The following is an 18,711-nucleotide window of genomic DNA, read 5'->3' on the forward strand; positions in this document are numbered from 1 at the left end:
GGTTTTTTTGTATTCGATCATGAGATGTCAAAATAGGGGATATTTGTTAAAATGGACATGTCAGTAAAAGAAGGGGGAACTCGGGATGCGAAAAATGTTGGGAATGATATTGATGCTCTTGTTACTAAGTGCATGTGGGAACTCTGCAGCAAATAGTGGCAAAGGGGAGGTACCTGAGCTATTAGAAGTGAAGCTTACAGGACCTGAACAAGTGGAGAAAAATGAAAGCGTTATAGTAAAAGCAGCTGTCACATATGGTGATACGCCTGTTGATGATGCAGACGAAGTTCAATTTGAAGTGTGGAAAGATGGCGATAAGGATAACAGCAAGATGATTCAGCCAAAGAAAGAGAACAAAGGTGTATATGAATTGCATACAGCCTTTAAAAAAGATGGCCTTTATATCATACAAGTCCATGTGACAGCTAAACAGCAGCATAATATGCCAAAGACAAATATCCATGTAGGTGATGTGAAAAAAGAGAGTTCATCTACTGAAGAAGAAACCTCACATCATTAAGTGTCATTTTATTTCGGGTTAGGACGTTGGTTTGGTTCAGCATCCTGTGGTGAATCGATTTTATGCTTATATTCATAAGCCTTCGATGTTGTCCACAACGATAAAAAGACAACGATTGAGATAATGATAAAGCTGATAATTCCAAGTAGCAGCATCTAACTCCCTCCTTATTTCCATATTAACATATATTTCATGCAGTCAAAATAGAAGAAATTCATGGCAGGTTTCAGTATAATAGGAAAAGGGTATTCTCATACTAAACGCAATTACATAAGGAGGAATAAACATGTCTGAAAAATTATTACACGTCGTCAATAAACAAGTAGCTGATTGGACTGTGCTTTACGTAAAATTACATAACTATCACTGGTACGTAAAGGGAAAAGACTTCTTTACACTCCATGAGAAATTTGAGGAACTTTATACAGAAACAGCGACATACATTGATGATTTGGCTGAGCGTATGCTCGCGTTAAATGGAAAGCCTGTTGCGACAATGAAAGAATGTTTGGAAATTTCTAGTATTCAAGAAGCTGAAGGTAATGAATCAGCGGAGCAAATGGTGAAAAATCTATATGATGATTTCTCCAATATCGCTGAGGAATTAAAGCAAGGAATGGAGCTGGCTGGAGAAGTTGGCGATGAAACAACAGGTGATATGTTGCTTGCGATTCATCAATCTATTGAGAAACACAACTGGATGCTTAAAGCATTTTTAGGATAATACGTATGTGGAAGGAATGTCGATCATGAAGAGATCGACATTCCTTTTTTGTTGGAATCGGGACAGACAGCCCATTGAAATCATAGGGCTTTCAGCCGAAGAGAAAAGAGAAGGGAGGGGAGAAGATGTCTTCTATTGCAGGAATGATGAGTCAGCAAGTCGCGAGCATTCAAAAAACACTTAATATTAGTTTGTTGAATTCACAGCTTGCTACGAATACAGCACAAGCCATGGTCATGCTGGATCAAGTTCAGCAGCAGCCTCAAGCTGTTCAACCAAAGGATTCAGACGCTCGCTTTATTGATGTGAGAGTCTAAAGATGGAAGCCGCCGCACAAGGTGGCTTTTTTCCTTGTCATCACTCTCTCTGATTTAAAAGGCGACGCCTTTATTTTTTGTCGTCCAAGCTATTGCGAGGATCTGACATATACTATTGAGGTAAGGAGTTCCACTCTGAAAGGATGTTGATGCCAAGTGAGCAAAGATTTAGGCATCTTTTCGTTGTTTACAGTCAGTTTGTCAGCGATGGGCTTTCTGTTTGGTGGAGCAGGATATTTACTGATGATATTAGTAACACTCATGGCCATTGAATTAATTTGTTCAAGCCTAAGAGAATCTTTGACAGGACAGCTCACAATGAAACGTTTTTCTACACGGCTTGTTCGAAAGATTGTGACGGTCTCCTTAATATCCATGGCGCATTTCTTCGATGTCATGCTGAAGACAAATGGGATGATTAAGGATTTAGCGATCATCTTCTATATTATTTATGAATCTTACCAAATCGTCTCGACAGCCAATGCCCTCGGAATTCCCATTCCACAGTTGTTTATTGATGTGTTGGACATGTTAAAAAATAAATTGCGCAAAAAGCCGTAATTTCTTTATATCTGGTCATACTAAAGGAAAAAGGATGAATCAGATGACGAGACACACATATTATGTATCCGTACAGGATGGGTCGATATCTCAGCATAGAGATGCGGCGGCTTGGCAATTTCAAATAGAAGCAGACGATGATCAAATTTTGCAGCTGAGAGACTATTTCGATGAACAGTATATGACAGATTGGAAAGGCTTCTTTCGAGCGCATGTTCCGTATCTTGAATATCATTATGACAGTCCGAATGATGAAATGGATCGAAAAAGAAAAGAGATATACTCAATGATTTTCGAGCTCGGGAATGAAGAGACAAAGAACTTTATTGAAACAAATGGATTAATGAATTGAAAAAGCATGTAGAGATTTTCTACATGCTTTTATTTTCGCGGTTGTAAGATGCCTCCGATCAGATCACTAAGCCCCCCTCTATTCTCTTGCTGAGATGTCTGTGAATTAGTGAATTCATGGGAGGAGTTCTGGCTCTGAGGCTTATAACGGTTATCATCTAAACCAACCCGTAAGCCGGATGTACGCTCAGATGGCTGGATAATGACAATTTGGTCTTGTTCTTGGAACTCAAATAAGTAGGATTCACCAGATGTTTGTCCGATGAGGGTCTTCCAGTTCACATCTAATTTGACCTTCGGTGCTTTACCTGTCCAAGCGACGATGGCGTCAGGGTCTACACGGCAAGGGGCTTTTAAAATGAGCGGGTTTCCATTTGTTTTAATGGCGACCTGCGCCCCGTGGCCTTGATAGGAGAGCTTTGATGTAAACAGTCCTTTCTGTGATAAAATCCCTACGCCTACTGGTGTCACGCCGTAATGACATTCCTCAGTAAAGGCAAGTAAATCCTCACTTTCTACACTTACATGCTGCCAAGGACCGCTCGGCTCAAGGTTAATCACTGTCACGTGCTCGCTGGAATCAGCCAAATAACAAGTACCTCGTCCACTTACTTCCATCACCTCAAGGTTTTCACCTGTCAATTTTCTGCTGATATGGTTAAATACTTGACTGACCATATTTCCTTTGTTCGTACCGAGTAGTCGTTTGCGGTATTGAAACGTACCTTGATCGGCAATCATTGCGCCTTTTTTCGCAAAAAAGATTCCGCTGCCTTCTGCTTGTAAAGTGAGTTCTTCTATTGTGTTGAATTGAAATCCCATTGGTGCCGGCTCCTTTCCTGCGTCAAGATGTGAATCCATAGATGCGGCATAAATCATTTAAATCTAGCGTAGTTCCTTGTCCGGTGGCGATAATTTTCCATTCTTCCTCATCTCTTATGAGTTGGGCGCAAATGATGGAGGTACAATACGAATAATCTTCTGTTAATTGAAAGGTACAAATCTCTTGTTGTGATATTTGATCAGTCAGATGCACATAAGCGTTCGTCACTTGTCCAAAATGATGCTTGTGCTCGTGTGCATCATGTATCGTGGCTGTTACAACGATTTTATGAATATCAGGAGAGACTCTGCTTAATTGCATAATGATCATTTCATTGTCTCGATATCCGCCGCCAACTTGATGATCACCAAGATGGCGAACAGCTCCGTCTAAGCTCTGCTGCTGATGATAATAGATCAGATGGCTTGGAGACAACAGTTTGTCCTCTTCATTTAAGAGAAACACTTGCGTATCTAAATCAATTGGCTGGCCAGCCAAATCCCAGCCAAGCCCGATTTGAATTTGGTCGATATTTGGATTGTCTTTAGTTAAATCTAGCTTTTGCCCTTTGATGAGGTGTTTCTTGATCACCTCATGAGGGGCGTCATCTTTTTCAATTTTACTGGGCGTAAGCGATTGATCTTTTTCTTGTTTTGACCCATTTGTTATCCTCATGCTGTTTTCCTCCTTGTCGTAATAGGACAAACAATAATTGATTTACGTCATCAAGGGATAAAAGGTTTCATGATTAAAATAGGGTGAAGTTGGGGATGATAAAAAGGTTTTAGCAACAAGACCTCATTTTAAATACAGACGAAATGAAACCACTCGTTTGTTTCACTTTTGATAAAAATTCTTCAGAGAAATGTGATCTGTGGTATGATGTTTTACAAGAAGCAAGGACAGGATATGAGGGATTTCACATGCATGTATTTAAAGACTATTATCATAATACGGTCAAGCTCTCCTTTGAAGAGAAGCCTTTTTCAAGTCATCCAAAGCATGTTTGGGCTATCTGCCGTTACCAGGGGAAATGGCTGCTCACTGAACATGAGGATCGGGGCTATGAGTTTCCAGGAGGGAAAGTTGAGCCAAATGAAGAAGCAGACCAAGCCGCTATACGTGAGATTCAAGAAGAGACGGGTGCTGTTGTTCGTGAATTAACGTATATTGGTCAGTATCAGGTGCTAGGCAGAGAAAAGGTCATCGTAAAAAATATTTATTTCGCTGATATTGAAAGGCTAGTGAAGCAAGACACGTATTTTGAAACGAAAGGACCTGTTCTTTTCGCAGACTTGCCAAGATCCATCGCAAAAAATAAGAATTTCAGTTTTATTATGAAAGATGATGTGTTAAGACAAAGTCTTGCTTATTTAGAAAAGAACGGTTTGATTCGTTAAAAAAAGCGCAGGGAGATCTCCCTGTGCTTTTTATTTTTGGAGAAAACGGCGTTCGAGCCATTCCACAAGCTGGTACATGATGGTCGCAAACACAGCAATAATGAAAAGACTTAAGAACACGAGTGTAAAGTTGAAGACTTGAAAGCCGTAAATGATCATGTAGCCGAGCCCTTTTGAGGATACAAGAAATTCCCCTACAATGACCCCAACCCAAGAAAGACCAACATTCACTTTGATGGCAGAAATCATCGTTGGAATACTAGCTGGCAAAATGACCTCACGAAAGACGACGCTTTTTTTCGCGCCAAAGGTTTTCATCACCTTTAAATAATTCTCATCGACCTCTTGAAAGGCAGTGTAAATGACGATCGTCGTAATGATCACACTAATGATCGCACCCATGGCGACGATGCTGATCATACCAGGTCCAAGGGCAACAATTAAAATGGGGGCGAGGGCAACTTTCGGCATGGCATTTAAAATGACTAAATAAGGATCAAGAACGTTTGCTAATCGGGTGGACCACCATAAGGCGGCAGCGAGCAAAATGCCGCAAAAGGTACCAAGTAGAAAACCGAGCACCGTTTCAAATAATGTAATACTCATATGATTCATTAGAGAACCATCTTGAATTTTTTGCACAAACAATTGGCAGACCGCAGAGGGTGAACTGAAAATAAGCGGATCAATGAACCTGAAATGACTGGCAAGCTCCCAAAGCGAAAAGAAGCTGGCAAATATGATGAGCTGATAGATACGTGTGATCCGTTTTTCCATTCGGTATTTTTTGCGATAGGCTTCATGTAAAAGGTCACTGTGTTTCAACTGTTTTCAGCTCCTTCCAAATCGTTTGAAAGAGCTCTTGGAAATGCGTGGTCTGTCTCGCTTCAAATGGAGAGAGAGCCCTTATGTCGTCTGGAACGGTAAAGATTCGCTGGATAGAGCCTGGGTGCTTTGAGAATAAGAAAATGCGGTCACTCATCGCAATGGCTTCACCGATGTCATGTGTCACAAGAACCGCTGTTTTTTGATAGTCTTTTAATGTGTGAAAGACGAGATCTTCTAATGTGAGTTTGGTTTGGTAGTCTAGCGCTGAAAATGGCTCATCTAGTAAAAGCAGACCGGGATCAACTGCAAGCGTTCGGGCGAGAGCCGCACGCTGCCTCATTCCGCCAGACAGCTCCTTCGGATATTTTTCCTCGACTTCAGGCAGTCCAAGCTTTGGCAGTAAATCAAGGGCAGCTGAGACGGACTCATGTGAATCTTGTTTCGCAATTTTTAACCCGAGAATGACATTTTCCTTGATGGTCTTCCAAGGAAACAAATAATCTTGCTGGAGCATATAGCCGATTTGATGCTCCTGTTGATTTGGTTCTTTTCCTTCGATTAAAATTCGACCTTCAGAGGGCGGCGTAATTCCTGCGATGATAGACAGCAAGGTGGTTTTTCCGCAGCCGCTGGGACCAATAAATGAGATGAATTCACCTTGGTCTATCTCCATATTGATGTGCTGTATAGCTGTTGTTTTTTCTTTTAAAGAGAAGTACGTATGGGTCACATGGTCAATTTGAAGGAAAGACATGTGCTACCTCCTATTCTATTTGTGATCTGTGACCTTCTTTGCAATGGATGAATCGACAAGTTGTTTGTACGGAATAAATTCCGGCAATTCACCGCTCTCCTTCATGATTTCCTGCAATTTGTTCCATTCTTCTTCATTTAGAAGGGGATCTGTTGCATAGGAATCTTGCTGTTTGTAGCGTTTGATGGCAGTTGATAAGACATCAAGGTCTGTATCAGGAAAATGAGCTTGAATGGCCTTTGCAATCTCCTCAGGCTGCTTGGCTTCTACCCATTTCTGCGCTTTGTAAATGGCTCGGGTGAACGCTTCAGCGGTCTCTTTGTTTTCCTCTAAGTAACTCTTCTTTGCCATGAAGGTGGTATATGGCACCTTGCCAGAAGCTTCTCCAAAGGAGGCGGTAATGTACCCTTTACCTTCTTTTTCGAGTAAGGAAGCGGTCGGTTCGAATAACTGTACAAAATCGCCAGTTCCAGAGGAGAACGCACCTGAAATGTTGGCAAAATCAATATTTTGAATCATACGAAGATCCTTTTTTACATCAATGCCTTCTTTTTTCAAGACATATTCACCGACCATTTGCGGCATGCCGCCTTTCCGCTGTCCTAAGAAATCTTTACCTTTTAATTGATCCCAAGAGAATTGGTTTACTTTCTCCCTTGAAACAAGAAATGTGCCGTCTGTTTGCGTCAGCTGTGCAAAGTTTATGACAGAATCCTTTGTGTCTTGAGCCTCTACATAGATAGAGGATTCAGACCCGGTCAGTGCGATATCAGCACCGCCTGATAAGAGAGCTGTCATCGTTTTATCGCCGCCCCAAGTGGTTTTTAGTTCAACCTCCAGGCCTTCTTCTTTGAAGAAATCCTCTGATAAGGCGACATATAGCGGAGCATAAAAGACCGAATGGGTCACCTCGGCTACTTGTACGGTCTGCTCCTGTTCTTTTTTACAGGCGACAAATGGAATAAAGAGCAGGACGACGACGATGAATGCCAGTCTGACTTTGATGGAACGATTCAAGAGTAATTCGCCTCCTTTGTTCTAGATCACTATTAAAGTATGTGAAAAGGGATTTTTGGTGAGTGCCTAGATGAAAATAAGAAGCGCATTGTTTATTTATAGAACGCGTCTTTTTTTCTATACTAGAGGCATGAAGGATTTCTTGAATTTGGCAGAAATAAAGGAGCGGTTTCGTGTATAGATTGAGTTGGGTATTTATTGGATGGTATTTAGTAGGTCTGATCTTAATGGTCTTTTTTGAAGTGCCAGCATGGCTTCAGTTTGCAAACGGAATCTTTCTTGTGCTGTATGCTTGCTGCGTCATAGAGATTGGGCGACAGATTTATGGGTCATGGGGGTTTGTCATCAAAAGGGCAGTCATTGTCGGGGTGCTTACATTTACGGTGGAGTGGGTAGGGATCACAACGGGGTTCCCATTTGGGGCCTATGACTATTATCCGACGCTAGGTTTTCTAGTGGCGGGGGTGCCGTTAACCATTGCATTTGCTTGGGTTGGCGTGTTTTTAAACAGCCTTTTTTTATCCAGTCAGCAGTCAAAGTGGAGACGAGCCGTCGAAACGGGGATATGGATTGTGTTGCTTGACCTCATATTAGATCCAGTAGCAGCTGAGCGGAAGTTTTGGGTGTGGTATGACGGCGGTGGGTTTTATGGTATTCCTTTTGAGAATTTTGTGAGCTGGGGTATGATTGGAGCAGGACTTTCATTTCTTTTCCCGCTTGTCTCAATTGATCAAAAGGCACTCAGCTGGACGAGTCGTATTTATCAGGCGATGGTGTTCTTTTTTGGTCTTTTGGCATTAAAGGGCGGACTCGATGTCATTTTTTATTTAGCACTGATCATTGTCATTTTGTGTGAAGGAAGGGTTCGATTTGAAAGAAAGCGACAAAAGCCGATCGTTTAGACGTCTATTTTCACTTTATCTAGAGCGATATTTGCTCCATAAGCATTTCCGCTGTGTGATGATGAAAGGCTCGGTGGACCCGAAGGAAAACCTGCCTGTTCTTTATCTCGCCAATCATAGCTCATGGTGGGATGGACTGATCATTTTTCTTTTAACAGAAAAAGCGTCTGAACTTGATCACTACATGATGATGGAAGAGAAGCAGCTGAAGCAATATGCTTTTTTCCGTAAGCTTGGGGCGTTTCCGGTTCATAAAGAGAACCTGAGAAGCGTGAAACAAGCTTTAATGACAGCAAAAGAGAACATGCAGGACGGCGGAGCGGTATGGCTTTTTCCACAGGGGAAAATTATGCATCAGGATGTGCGGCCGCTTCAACTGGAAGGAGGGGCTTCTTTTTTAGTGAGGCGATTTGAACAAGTTGTGGTGAAGCCTGTAACCTTGCAGTATACATTTAATCAATTTCAAAAGCCGACAGTTTCTGTTGTGTTCGGTGATGATGCCATCGTATCTGGAAGCTCCCTGCGAAGCAAGGATGTGACGCGTATGCTTGGCGATCTGCTTGAAACGCAGTTAAACAGGCATCAAGCACAGGTCATTGAGGATCCTGATTTTTCAATAAACGAAGAATTTAAACAGATCACAAGGACAAGTCAGTCAACAAGTGATGCGTTTGATTCTTTTAAAAAGTGGGTGAGAACATGGCGCTCTTCTTAACTGTAATCAGTGTGCTGTTGCTTTGTCAGTTTCTATTCACCATATGGAATATGAAGCAGTTTCCTGTGTTAAAGCCCGCTTCCTTTTCGCCAGATGAACCCATTTCGTTATCGATCTTGATTCCGGCTAGAAATGAGGAGAAACGGATAGAAGCCTGTCTTCAGTCGATCGTTGATCAACGTCTTTATCCGAAAGAGGTGATTGTACTTGATGATCATTCGACCGATCAGACAAGAGCGATTGTGGAGCGCTTCTCACAAACATATCCATGGATTCGTGTGCAGTCAGGCCGGCCATTAAAGCCAGGCTGGCTAGGAAAATCATACGCCTGTTCTCAGCTCGCTGAGGTGGCGGCTTCTGATTGGCTGTTATTTTTAGATGCGGATGTCCGGTTGAAACGGGGAGCAATTGAAGCTGTGTACGAGCAGTTATGCGCGCAAAAAACGGGCATGCTGTCAGGTTTCCCAGAGCAAAAAACAGGAACATTCTTTGAGCATCTTGTCGTTCCCATGATGATGTTTACGATTGGCTGTCATCTGCCTGTGAAGTGGGTCAGAAAATCAAAGAATCCGGCTTTTGCCGCCGCACATGGAGGCTTTATTGCCATTGAAAAGAATTGCTATCACGACATAGGCGGGCATGAAGCGATTAAGGATTCGCTAGTGGATGATATGGCATTGGCTAGACGGGTGAAGGAACAAGGCTTTCCGTTCACACTTGCAAGCATTCATCCGTTTGTGTATATGAGAATGTATGAGAGTGGACAAGAGGTATGGGAAGGTTACAGGAAAAATTTGTTTCCAGGTGTCAATCGAAGCATTGCTTTGTTAAGCAGTGTCTTTTGTTTATACACCCTGCTTTATTTGGCTCCAATCATTTGCTTGATGGTGGCTTTGCTAAAGCTGGATGTGCTTAGTATATGCTTAGCCATTCTTTGCTACGGACTAGGTGTGTCGATCAAAGCGGCAATTGATATTGAGAACGGAAGAACATCTGCAATGGCCTTTTTATTACCGGTCAGTATTTTGAGTCTGATCGCCATTGGCTTTGCTTCTATGAGAATCGGGCTGAAAAAAGAAGGGTATGAATGGAAAGGGAGAAGGTACGAATGAAAAAAGTGATCATCATCGGCGGCGGGCTTGGCGGATTATCAGCAGCGATCCGCTTACAGTCACACGGGATTCAGGTCACCATATTAGAAAAAGAAGCAGCTTTAGGCGGGAAATTGCAGCGCCATCAGGAGGCTGGCTATTCTTTTGATCTAGGACCGAGTACCATTACAATGAAGTCATACTTTGAGGAAGTATTTGCTTCCTGTCATAGAAGGATGGAGGATTACGTCACATTTTATCCGATTTCTCCTCTGACCAAAAATGTTTTTTCAGATGGACATACGGTCGAATTTACGCCGAATATTGAGCAGATGGAATCACAAATTGCAGCATTCAGTCCTGAAGATGCGAAGCAATACCGTGCATTTTTACAGGAATCAAAGATGCTTTTTCAACAGGCTGAGGATCAGTTTTTAAATCGTTTGTTATTGACGTGGAAGGATAAGGCGGATGTAAAGCTCGTGAAAGCACTTCTCTCTGTCAAACCGTTTACAACCGTTCAACGCTTGCTGCGTCAATATTTCCATCATCCGCATACATTGGCGATGTTTGGACGGTATGCTACATACATCGGCTCTTCTCCCTATCAGGCTCCGGCTATTTTTAATATGATGGCGTATTTAGAAGGGGAGAAAGGGATATATGGAATAAAGGGCGGTACATATCGTTTAGTTGAAGCATTTGAGACTTTGGCAAAGGAATTAGGCGTACAGATTCACCTGAATGAACAAGTCAACAAGATTCATGTGAAGGACCGGCGAATCAAAGGAGTAGAAACGGCTCACCAGATGTATGAAGCAGATCAAGTCATTTCCGGAGCGGACGCGCTGACTGTCTACCGCCATCTGATTGATGAAAAAGACCGCCCAAGCTTTTTAAATCAAAAGCTTACTGTCATTGAACCGTCACTATCTGGCTTTGTTCTCTTATTAGGTGTACCTAAAGTCTATGAACAGCTGTCCCATCACAATGTGTTTTTCCCAGAGAATTATGAGCAAGAATTCAAGGATATTTTTCAGAAAAAACAACTGCCTCAGGATCCAACGCTTTACATCTGTTATTCAGGTCATTCAGAACCAGCTTTAAGCGGAGGACCGGGAAGAAGCAACTTGTTTGTACTGGCGAATGCGCCTTATGTGACAAATGAACACGATTGGGACATGCTAAAGGAGACATACCCGCAGCATATGAAAACAAAATTAAAGAAAAAGGGTCTCTTTGATCTGGATAAGGTGGCCGAATATGAAGCGGTTCAAACTCCGCTTGATCTGCAGCAGAAAACGGGCGCATATCATGGAGCCATTTATGGTATGTCTTCCAACTCGTTCAAGCAGGCGTTCTTCCGCATCAATAATCAGTCAAAGGACATTGAAGGGCTATGGTTTGTTGGAGGAACGAGTCATCCAGGCGGCGGCACGCCGATGGTGACTAAATCAGGCCAGCTCGTTGCAGAAGCGATCATCAAGCATTTGACGTAAGAACAGATGAAAAGGAGAGAAATCAAGTGATTGTGGAAAAAAGAAGGTTTCCGTCCCCCCATCCGCATATTCACTTATTTACAGTGACCTATGAGGCAGATGGACTTCGGATCAAAGGGCTGCTCGCAGAACCGGCCGGAGAAGGTCTCTATGACGGCTTTTTGTATTTAAGAGGCGGCATAAAAAATGTGGGAATGGTCAGACCAGGCCGGATTGTGCAATTTGCCGCGCAGGGATTTGTTGTATTTGCGCCCTTTTACCGAGGAAATCAGGGAGGCGAAGGGAACGAAGACTTTGCCGGAGAGGACCGGAAAGATGCTTTTGCTGCCTTTCAGTTGTTAAAGCATCATAAAAAGGTGAAGCAGGAGCGTATTCATATCTTTGGTTTTTCGCGCGGAGGCATTATGGGCATTTGGACCGCTGTTGAAATGAAACAGGAGGCCGCTTCCTTTGTGACATGGGGAGGCGTCAGTGATATGAAGCTCACCTATGAAGAGCGTGTGGATATGAGAAGGATGATGAAACGTGTGATTGGCGGTCCCCCGCACAAAGTGCCAGAGGCCTATGAGGATAGAACGCCTTTAAATGATGTAGACAAAATTGAAGCGCCTGTTCTCATCATCCACGGAGAAGAGGATCAGAATGTATCCATTGAGCATGCGTATTTATTAGAAGATGCGCTGCGCCAGCACGGAAAGTCAGTGGAGACTTGGTATTTCCATGGATACAACCATTATTTTCCGCCGCAGCATAATCGGGAAATTGTCAGAAGGCTGACGACGTGGATGCACAGCCGGAAAAGCGGAAATGTGGTAAAATAAGCAGTATAACGAATTTTAGAAAGTAGGGGGATTTTCAATATGGGAATGCCTGTTGAATTTAATACAATGATTGTCACGAAGGGAAAAGAGACAAGAATTGAAGAGAATGTATTTGAACTCATGAAGGAAGGGTACCGCATTTATCCATTAAATATTCCGCTTGAGGTGCGTAAAACGAAAGACGGAGAAAAAACAGGGACAGCACACGTTGAAAAGCTAGAGCTTACAGACAATGTGACAAAGGTCACTTACCGTCTCGTCTCATTACATTCAACGAACTAACAAAAAAAGCTGAGGGAATGATTCCCCTCAGCTTTTGTCATTTGATTATACGAGTGGTCCGCCTTTGGCTTCAATGTCACTTGCTGCGTGGCTGAATTTTTGGAAGTTCTTTTTAAATTCATTGGCAAGGAAGTGTGCTTTTTCTTGATAAGCCTCTTGGTCATCCCATGTTTTAGAAGGTTGAAGCACTTCATCTGGAACGCCAGGAATATGAAGCGGGATGTGTAATCCAAAGATGTCATCAGTGATCATTTCGGCGTTGTCGAGGTCGCCTTCGATCGCTGCTTGCACCATTGCTCTTGTATGCGCTAGGTTCATACGTTTGCCTGTACCATAGCCTCCGCCAGTCCAACCTGTATTCACAAGGAATACTTTTGCGCCGTGCTCATCAATTTTCTTGCCAAGCATTTCAGCATAAACGTGAGCTGGAAGCGGCAAGAATGGTGAACCGAAGCAAGTAGAGAATGTCGTTTCTGGTGATGTGACACCGCGCTCAGTTCCTGCTAATTTACTTGTGTAACCGCTCAAGAAATGGTACATCGCCTGTTCTTTTGTTAAACGGCTGATTGGAGGTAAAACGCCAAATGCATCAGCTGTTAAGAAGACAATGGCAGATGGGTGTCCTGCGATACTTGGCGTCACGATGTTATCAATCATTTCGATTGGGTAAGCAGCGCGTGTGTTTTCAGTAAAGAACGTGTCATCATAATCCGCTTCACGTGTTTCTTCATCAAGCACAACATTTTCAAGAACTGATCCGAAGCTGATGGCTTTGTAGATTTGCGGTTCTTTTTCTTCGCTTAAGTTCACACATTTCGCATAGCATCCGCCCTCAATATTGAAGACTCCTGAGCCAGACCAGCCGTGTTCATCGTCACCGATCAGCTTGCGGCTTGCGCTTGCAGAAAGCGTCGTTTTCCCAGTACCTGAAAGGCCGAAGAATAGTGCGACATCGCCTTCTTGACCGACGTTTGCTGAGCAGTGCATGGATAAAATATCTTGCTCAGGAAGCAGGTAGTTCATGACAGAGAAGATGGACTTTTTCATCTCTCCTGCATACTCTGTTCCACCGATCAGAATGGTACGTTTTTCAAAAGAAACGATAATAAACGTTTCAGAGTTTGTGCCATCTGTTTCAGGATCTGCTTTAAAATGCGGTGCAGATAAGATGGTGAACGGTTTTTCGTTTGAAGAAGGTGTTGATCCGTCAGGTCTGATGAATAGCTGCTTTGCAAAGAGATTGTGCCATGCAAATTCGTTTACCACTGTAATTGGCATACGGTATCTTTCATCTGCACCGGCAAATCCTTCAAAGACGAATAGTTCATCACGTTCTTTTAAGTATGACACAACCTTTGTATATAAACGGTCAAATGCTTCTTTAGAAATCGGCTGGTTGATTTGACCCCAATCAATTTTATGTTCAGAGCTTTCTTCTTTCACGATAAATTTATCTTTAGGCGAACGTCCTGTGTAGGCACCGGTTGTAGCACGGACAGCTCCTGTTGATGTTAAAACGCCTTCATCACGTGCCAAAATCTTTTCAACAAGTTTCGGAACAGATAAATTTTGGTGCGTATTTTCTAATGAGAGCAATGACTGCAAATCTTCTTTTAAATCCACTGAGTTCATAAAAAAACCCTTCCTTTACCGTTGAATTTGTTTTGTTTCGATTAGTATAACACATTCGTAATAATAGTCTATACTATTTAAATATTTTTGTGTGTGTTTTTTCATTTCTGCTATGAAAATATGCTTTTTGGTGATGCTAATAACGTGGTGAAAAAAAGGGAAGATAATTCTGATGAAGCATTGACATGATACAAGTATTTAAGATAAGATATCTTATTGAACGGATACTCTTATCCCGAGTTGGTGGAGGGACAGGCCCGATGAAGCCCAGCAACCGGTTTCTTATGAAAAGGCATGAATATGCTGAGAAACCAAGGTGCTAACCTGATGCAAGGTACAAGAACACCTTGAGCGATAAGAGTGAAAGGCATGCGATCTCAGACCCTTTCCTCGCAATGAAGGAAATGGTTTTTTTATTTTTGGGATATCATATGAACAAATTGCCAATAACATCTCTAATAGAAACGTTTTCAAATATAAGAGGGAACGAGTTCCGTATCATATTGGAGACCTCATCTTGGGATGATGTGGTCTTGTACAGGAGGAAATAGCCATTATGAGTCAAAATCGTCGTTTATTTACTTCAGAATCAGTGACGGAAGGACATCCGGATAAAATCTGTGATCAAATTTCAGACAGCATTTTGGATGAAATTTTAAAGAAAGATCCAAATGCACGTGTTGCCTGTGAAACTTCTGTTACAACGGGTCTCGTATTAGTAAGCGGAGAAATTACAACGTCTACTTATGTCGATATTCCAAAGACGGTGCGTGACACGATTAAGGAAATTGGCTACACGCGTGCGAAATATGGTTTTGATGCGGAAACATGTGCAGTGCTCACATCTATTGATGAACAGTCTGCTGATATTGCGCAAGGTGTAGACAAAGCGCTTGAAGCACGTGAAGGCACAATGACTGAAGAAGAACTTGATGCGATTGGTGCAGGTGACCAAGGATTGATGTTTGGTTTTGCCAACAACGAAACCGAAGAACTTATGCCGCTGCCGATTTCACTAGCGCATAAATTATCTCTCCGTTTAACTGAAGTACGCAAGGATCAAACACTTGCTTATCTACGTCCAGATGGAAAAACACAAGTAACAGTAGAATATGATGACCAAAATAAACCTGTTCGTATTGATACAGTGGTTATTTCAACGCAGCATGCACCAGAAGTAACGCTTGAACAAATTCAAAGCGACTTAAAAGAGCATGTCATCCGCCCTGTCGTTCCAAGTGAACTAATTGATGAACAGACAAAATACTTTATTAACCCAACTGGCCGTTTCGTGATCGGTGGACCTCAAGGGGATGCTGGTTTAACTGGACGTAAAATCATCGTTGATACGTATGGCGGATACGCTCGTCATGGCGGCGGTGCTTTCTCTGGGAAGGACGCAACAAAGGTTGACCGTTCTGCGGCATACGCTGCTCGTTACGTAGCGAAAAACATCGTAGCTGCTGGCCTTGCAGATTCTTGTGAAGTACAGCTTGCTTATGCAATTGGTGTTGCACAGCCTGTATCGATTTCAATTGATACTTTCGGAACAGGAAAAGCTTCTGAAGAAAAATTAATTGAAGTGGTTCGTGCGAACTTCGATCTTCGTCCAGCTGGCATTATTAAAATGCTTGACCTGCGTCGTCCGATCTACAAACAAACAGCTGCATACGGACATTTCGGCCGTCATGATTTAGATCTTCCGTGGGAAAAAACGGATAAAGCCGATACGCTTCGCAAGGAAGCATTAGGACAATAACAACATATAAAACCGCTTATTTTAAGCGGTTTTCCTTTTGATTAAAAAAAATTCTACAAAAAGCGAAAAAATGTGAAACAAAATCGGACAAATAACTGTCTAATTATAGGTCTACTTTTAAGAAATAACATAACGTGGAGGCAATAATATGTGTGGGTTTGTTGGTGTGTTTAATCACCGTCCATTGTCCGAAACTACTGAGCAGGAAGAGTTAATTAAACAAATGAATCGTCTCATCGTTCACCGTGGTCCGGATGATGAGGGGTACTTTCATGATGAGCATGTAGGATTTGGATTTAGACGTTTAAGTATTATAGATGTTGAACACGGAAAGCAGCCGCTTTCTTATGAAGATGAAAAGTACTGGATTATTTTTAACGGGGAAATTTATAACTATGTGGAGCTGAAGGAAGAGCTTGTGAAAAAGGGCTATACGTTCAGCACAGATTCTGATACGGAAGTACTGCTTGCCACATACCGTCATTATAAAGAAGAAGCGGCTTCTAAGCTTCGCGGCATGTTTGCATTTTTAATTTGGGATAAAGAAGCGCAGCAATTATATGGCGCAAGAGATCCTTTTGGCATCAAACCGCTTTATTTCACACAAATGGATGAGCAAGTGTACTTTGCGTCTGAGCGCAAAAGCTTGATGGCTGTGAACGAGAACATTTTATTTGATGAGACTTCATTGCAGCAGTACATGTCGTTCCAATTCGTTCCTGAGCCAAATACGCTTGATCAAAAGGTGCATAAAGTTGAGCCTGGTCATCAGTTTATTTTACGCCCAGGACAGGAGATCGAATTTAAGACATACTGGAAAGTTCAATTCAAGCCTGAGCAAACACAAGAACAGAAGTTAATTGAAGAAGTACGCGATGCGATCTATGATTCTGTGAAAGTTCACATGAGAAGTGATGTACCTGTTGGTTCATTCCTATCAGGTGGTATTGATTCTTCCTTCATCGTGTCTGTCGCAAAGGAATTACACCCTGAGCTAAAGACATTCTCTGTTGGCTTCCAGCAGGATGGCTTTAGTGAAGTCGATGTCGCGAAGGAAACAGCTGACAAGCTAGGCTTACAAAACTTCAGCGCCGTTATTTCTCCAGAGGAATATATGAACGAGCTTCCGAAGATTGTTTGGCATTTAGACGATCCTTTAGCTGATCCGGCAGCGATTCCATTGTATTTCGTGGCAAAAGAAGCGAAGAAACAAGTGACGGTTGTTCTTTCAGGTGAAGGAGCGGACGAGCTGTTCGGTGGATATAATATTTACCGTGAGCCTCTTTCTCTTAAACCATTTGAATCTGTACCATCTATGCTGAAAAAGTTTCTTCTTCGTCTGGCTCGTTTAATGCCAGAAGGAATGAAAGGGAAGAGCTTTATCGTTCGCGGCTGTACGCCATTAGAGGAACGTTATATCGGTAATGCGAAAATCTTTGAAGAGCCAGTGAAGAAAAATCTCCTCAAACATTATGATCCAAGCATCACATATCGTGACATAACGAAGACATACTTCGAGGAAAGCGCAGGCTACAGTGATATTAACAAAATGCAATATGTTGATATCCATACGTGGATGCGCGGAGACATCTTATTGAAAGCAGACAAGATGACGATGGCGAATTCTCTTGAGCTTCGTGTTCCATTCCTTGATAAGGTCGTTTTTGAAGCGGCTTCTAAAATTCCAGAAGAGCTGAAAACAAAAGATGGCACAACGAAATATTTATTGCGTAAAGCAGCAGAAGGCATTGTGCCTGACCATGTGTTAAACCGTAAAAAGCTTGGTTTCCCTGTGCCAATTCGTCATTGGTTGAAAAATGAGATGAATGCTTGGGCAAAAGACATCATCAAAAACAGTCAAACAGATGAATACATTAACAAAGAGTATGTGCTTGATTTATTAAATGAGCATTGTGCTGGTAAAGCAGATCATAGCCGTAAGATTTGGACCGTCCTTATCTTTATGATTTGGCACAGCATTTATGTGGAGCGCAGCATTGATCCAGAGCAGTTGAATCATCAACCGAAAGAAGTTATCTTTAGTTAATGAAAAAAGGTTTTCAGCACAAAGCTGAAAACCTTTTTTGTTATGATAGAAAGTGGCGGAAAAGGGTAAAATAACAAGCGGTTCATAGTTATTGCTTAATATCCTGAAAAAAACATGATAAAGTGAAGATAACGCGTATGATGTTAACGGGGTATAAGGGAACGATAGTATTGTCCTTTTTCTACATATTCTCTACGGATTCTGTCCATGTCTTGGATATCTTCATCTGTTAACTGCCGGACGACCTTGACTGGACGGCCGAAAGCGAGTGATCCTTTTGGAATGACCTTTCCTTGAGGGACAAGACTACCTGCACCGATAAAGGCACCTTCGCCAATTTCTGCACCATCGAGAATGATAGACCCCATACCAATTAGGGCATTTTTTCGAATGATTGAGCTATGTAATGTGACTTGGTGTCCAATGGTAGCACCATCTTCTATAAGAAGTGTTTTTCCAGGACTTTGATGCAGACAGGATAAATCTTGAATATTGACGTTTTTTCCAATTCTCACAGGAGCGACATCGCCTCTGATGACGGTTTGGAACCACACGCTCGAATATTCTCCAATCGTGACATCTCCTGTAATGGTGGCGTTATCTGCGACAAAGACCGATTCATGAATCTCAGGTGTAAACTGATGATATGGATAAATCACTTTTTCGAC

Annotated in this window: 22 protein-coding genes and 1 riboswitch; of the genes, 14 read left to right on the forward strand and 8 right to left on the reverse strand. The window is 42.2% G+C overall.

All coding sequences use genetic code 11. The features are described 5' to 3' along the window. Positions 1–85: 85 nt before the first annotated feature. Complete coding sequence (locus MHH40_RS15515; protein ID WP_044142137.1) at positions 86–520, forward strand: FixH family protein; 435 nt, start codon at positions 86–88, stop codon at positions 518–520. An 8-nt stretch (positions 521–528) separates the two neighbouring features. Here the strand turns inward: MHH40_RS15515 and ytzI are convergent, their stop codons facing one another. Beyond that, the gene (gene ytzI / locus MHH40_RS15520) at positions 529–675 is read right to left on the reverse strand and encodes a YtzI protein (RefSeq protein WP_034665318.1); all 147 of its coding nucleotides are present in this window, start codon (positions 673–675) and stop codon (positions 529–531) included. 131 nt (positions 676–806) lie between these two features. Between ytzI and MHH40_RS15525 the strand changes: the two genes are divergently transcribed. The 4 genes from MHH40_RS15525 (at position 807) to MHH40_RS15540 (ending at position 2,474) form a co-directional block, all read left to right on the forward strand. Further along, positions 807–1,244 (forward strand): Dps family protein, encoded by a 438-nt coding sequence (locus MHH40_RS15525; RefSeq protein ID WP_044142138.1) that lies wholly within the window; start codon positions 807–809, stop codon positions 1,242–1,244. A 125-nt stretch (positions 1,245–1,369) separates the two neighbouring features. Then, positions 1,370–1,561 carry a hypothetical protein gene (locus MHH40_RS15530; protein WP_003217712.1) on the forward strand — a complete coding sequence of 64 codons (192 nt, stop codon included), beginning with the start codon at positions 1,370–1,372 and terminating at the stop codon, positions 1,559–1,561. Between the two features lie 156 nt (positions 1,562–1,717). Continuing rightward, positions 1,718–2,122 carry a phage holin family protein gene (locus MHH40_RS15535; RefSeq protein WP_003217754.1) on the forward strand — a complete coding sequence of 135 codons (405 nt, stop codon included), beginning with the start codon at positions 1,718–1,720 and terminating at the stop codon, positions 2,120–2,122. A 43-nt stretch (positions 2,123–2,165) separates the two neighbouring features. Next, positions 2,166–2,474 carry a hypothetical protein gene (locus tag MHH40_RS15540; RefSeq protein ID WP_003217683.1) on the forward strand — a complete coding sequence of 103 codons (309 nt, stop codon included), beginning with the start codon at positions 2,166–2,168 and terminating at the stop codon, positions 2,472–2,474. A gap of 29 nt (positions 2,475–2,503) precedes the next feature. On the opposite strand, the gene MHH40_RS15545 is transcribed toward MHH40_RS15540, so the two are convergent. After that, positions 2,504–3,295, reverse strand: a complete 792-nt coding sequence (locus tag MHH40_RS15545) for an AIM24 family protein (RefSeq protein WP_050943494.1) — start codon at positions 3,293–3,295, stop codon at positions 2,504–2,506. A 22-nt stretch (positions 3,296–3,317) separates the two neighbouring features. After that, a complete protein-coding gene (locus MHH40_RS15550; RefSeq protein ID WP_003217746.1) occupies positions 3,318–3,971 on the reverse strand; it encodes a TerD family protein in 654 nt (217 codons plus the stop codon). A gap of 248 nt (positions 3,972–4,219) precedes the next feature. Here MHH40_RS15550 and ytkD point away from each other — a divergent pair, with 248 nt between their 5' ends. Then, on the forward strand, positions 4,220–4,696 hold the full coding sequence (gene ytkD / locus MHH40_RS15555) for an RNA deprotection pyrophosphohydrolase (protein ID WP_034665337.1): 477 nt from the start codon (positions 4,220–4,222) through the stop codon (positions 4,694–4,696). 30 nt (positions 4,697–4,726) lie between these two features. Here the strand turns inward: ytkD and MHH40_RS15560 are convergent, their stop codons facing one another. From MHH40_RS15560 to MHH40_RS15570, 3 genes are read right to left on the reverse strand one after another with little or no spacing between them, the layout of a single operon-like run. Further along, positions 4,727–5,473: an ABC transporter permease gene (locus MHH40_RS15560; RefSeq protein WP_371475125.1), complete on the reverse strand. Its 747-nt coding sequence runs from the start codon at positions 5,471–5,473 to the stop codon at positions 4,727–4,729. 34 nt (positions 5,474–5,507) lie between these two features. Further along, entirely contained in the window at positions 5,508–6,278 is a 771-nt protein-coding gene (locus MHH40_RS15565) for an ABC transporter ATP-binding protein (RefSeq protein ID WP_050943495.1), read from the reverse strand. Positions 6,279–6,293: 15 nt separating this feature from the next. After that, positions 6,294–7,295 carry an ABC transporter substrate-binding protein gene (locus MHH40_RS15570; protein ID WP_003217688.1) on the reverse strand — a complete coding sequence of 334 codons (1,002 nt, stop codon included), beginning with the start codon at positions 7,293–7,295 and terminating at the stop codon, positions 6,294–6,296. Between the two features lie 173 nt (positions 7,296–7,468). Between MHH40_RS15570 and MHH40_RS15575 the strand changes: the two genes are divergently transcribed. From MHH40_RS15575 to MHH40_RS15600, 6 genes are read left to right on the forward strand one after another with little or no spacing between them, the layout of a single operon-like run. Then, a complete protein-coding gene (locus MHH40_RS15575; protein ID WP_050943498.1) occupies positions 7,469–8,197 on the forward strand; it encodes a carotenoid biosynthesis protein in 729 nt (242 codons plus the stop codon). Beyond that, a complete protein-coding gene (locus tag MHH40_RS15580) occupies positions 8,166–8,912 on the forward strand; it encodes a lysophospholipid acyltransferase family protein (protein WP_050943500.1) in 747 nt (248 codons plus the stop codon). Before MHH40_RS15575 ends, MHH40_RS15580 begins: the two co-directional genes overlap by 32 nt. Then, a complete protein-coding gene (locus tag MHH40_RS15585) occupies positions 8,897–10,024 on the forward strand; it encodes a glycosyltransferase (protein WP_050943502.1) in 1,128 nt (375 codons plus the stop codon). Before MHH40_RS15580 ends, MHH40_RS15585 begins: the two co-directional genes overlap by 16 nt. Then, positions 10,021–11,502, forward strand: coding sequence for a phytoene desaturase family protein (locus MHH40_RS15590; protein WP_050943504.1), 1,482 nt, complete (start codon positions 10,021–10,023; stop codon positions 11,500–11,502). Before MHH40_RS15585 ends, MHH40_RS15590 begins: the two co-directional genes overlap by 4 nt. Before the next feature lie 26 nt (positions 11,503–11,528). Next, positions 11,529–12,323 (forward strand): alpha/beta hydrolase family protein, encoded by a 795-nt coding sequence (locus MHH40_RS15595; protein WP_050943506.1) that lies wholly within the window; start codon positions 11,529–11,531, stop codon positions 12,321–12,323. A 39-nt stretch (positions 12,324–12,362) separates the two neighbouring features. Further along, a complete protein-coding gene (locus MHH40_RS15600) occupies positions 12,363–12,605 on the forward strand; it encodes a DUF2584 domain-containing protein (RefSeq protein WP_003217584.1) in 243 nt (80 codons plus the stop codon). A gap of 45 nt (positions 12,606–12,650) precedes the next feature. Here MHH40_RS15600 and pckA read toward each other — a convergent pair whose 3' ends face one another. Further along, positions 12,651–14,237, reverse strand: a complete 1,587-nt coding sequence (gene pckA, locus MHH40_RS15605) for a phosphoenolpyruvate carboxykinase (ATP) (RefSeq protein ID WP_050943508.1) — start codon at positions 14,235–14,237, stop codon at positions 12,651–12,653. Positions 14,238–14,464: 227 nt separating this feature from the next. Then, a riboswitch (SAM riboswitch) is annotated at positions 14,465–14,598 on the forward strand. A gap of 195 nt (positions 14,599–14,793) precedes the next feature. On the opposite strand from pckA, the gene metK reads away from it, so the two are divergent. Then, positions 14,794–15,996, forward strand: a complete 1,203-nt coding sequence (metK, locus tag MHH40_RS15610) for a methionine adenosyltransferase (RefSeq protein WP_050943510.1) — start codon at positions 14,794–14,796, stop codon at positions 15,994–15,996. A gap of 148 nt (positions 15,997–16,144) precedes the next feature. Continuing rightward, the gene (gene asnB / locus MHH40_RS15615) at positions 16,145–18,043 is read left to right on the forward strand and encodes an asparagine synthase (glutamine-hydrolyzing) (protein WP_050943511.1); all 1,899 of its coding nucleotides are present in this window, start codon (positions 16,145–16,147) and stop codon (positions 18,041–18,043) included. 143 nt (positions 18,044–18,186) lie between these two features. On the opposite strand, the gene MHH40_RS15620 is transcribed toward asnB, so the two are convergent. Further along, the gene (locus MHH40_RS15620) at positions 18,187–18,702 is read right to left on the reverse strand and encodes a gamma carbonic anhydrase (protein ID WP_050943512.1); all 516 of its coding nucleotides are present in this window, start codon (positions 18,700–18,702) and stop codon (positions 18,187–18,189) included. Positions 18,703–18,711: the final 9 nt, after the last annotated feature.

Source organism: Bacillus sp. FSL K6-2431, assembly GCF_038005165.1.
GTDB lineage: Bacteria > Bacillota > Bacilli > Bacillales > Bacillaceae > Bacillus > Bacillus pumilus.

Excerpts from the sequence above, each read along its gene's own strand:
- MHH40_RS15515 (WP_044142137.1), top strand. The coding sequence starts at position 86 with ATGCGAAAAATGTTGGGAATGATATTGATGCTCTTGTTACTAAGTGCA.
- ytzI (WP_034665318.1), bottom strand. The coding sequence starts at position 675 with ATGCTGCTACTTGGAATTATCAGCTTTATCATTATCTCAATCGTTGTC.
- MHH40_RS15525 (WP_044142138.1), top strand. The coding sequence starts at position 807 with ATGTCTGAAAAATTATTACACGTCGTCAATAAACAAGTAGCTGATTGG.
- MHH40_RS15530 (WP_003217712.1), top strand. The coding sequence starts at position 1,370 with ATGTCTTCTATTGCAGGAATGATGAGTCAGCAAGTCGCGAGCATTCAA.
- MHH40_RS15540 (WP_003217683.1), top strand. The coding sequence starts at position 2,166 with ATGACGAGACACACATATTATGTATCCGTACAGGATGGGTCGATATCT.
- MHH40_RS15545 (WP_050943494.1), bottom strand. The coding sequence starts at position 3,295 with ATGGGATTTCAATTCAACACAATAGAAGAACTCACTTTACAAGCAGAA.
- MHH40_RS15550 (WP_003217746.1), bottom strand. The coding sequence starts at position 3,971 with ATGAGGATAACAAATGGGTCAAAACAAGAAAAAGATCAATCGCTTACG.
- ytkD (WP_034665337.1), top strand. The coding sequence starts at position 4,220 with ATGCATGTATTTAAAGACTATTATCATAATACGGTCAAGCTCTCCTTT.
- MHH40_RS15560 (WP_371475125.1), bottom strand. The coding sequence starts at position 5,473 with ATGGAAAAACGGATCACACGTATCTATCAGCTCATCATATTTGCCAGC.
- MHH40_RS15565 (WP_050943495.1), bottom strand. The coding sequence starts at position 6,278 with ATGTCTTTCCTTCAAATTGACCATGTGACCCATACGTACTTCTCTTTA.
- MHH40_RS15585 (WP_050943502.1), top strand. The coding sequence starts at position 8,897 with ATGGCGCTCTTCTTAACTGTAATCAGTGTGCTGTTGCTTTGTCAGTTT.
- MHH40_RS15590 (WP_050943504.1), top strand. The coding sequence starts at position 10,021 with ATGAAAAAAGTGATCATCATCGGCGGCGGGCTTGGCGGATTATCAGCA.
- MHH40_RS15600 (WP_003217584.1), top strand. The coding sequence starts at position 12,363 with ATGGGAATGCCTGTTGAATTTAATACAATGATTGTCACGAAGGGAAAA.
- pckA (WP_050943508.1), bottom strand. The coding sequence starts at position 14,237 with ATGAACTCAGTGGATTTAAAAGAAGATTTGCAGTCATTGCTCTCATTA.
- metK (WP_050943510.1), top strand. The coding sequence starts at position 14,794 with ATGAGTCAAAATCGTCGTTTATTTACTTCAGAATCAGTGACGGAAGGA.
- asnB (WP_050943511.1), top strand. The coding sequence starts at position 16,145 with ATGTGTGGGTTTGTTGGTGTGTTTAATCACCGTCCATTGTCCGAAACT.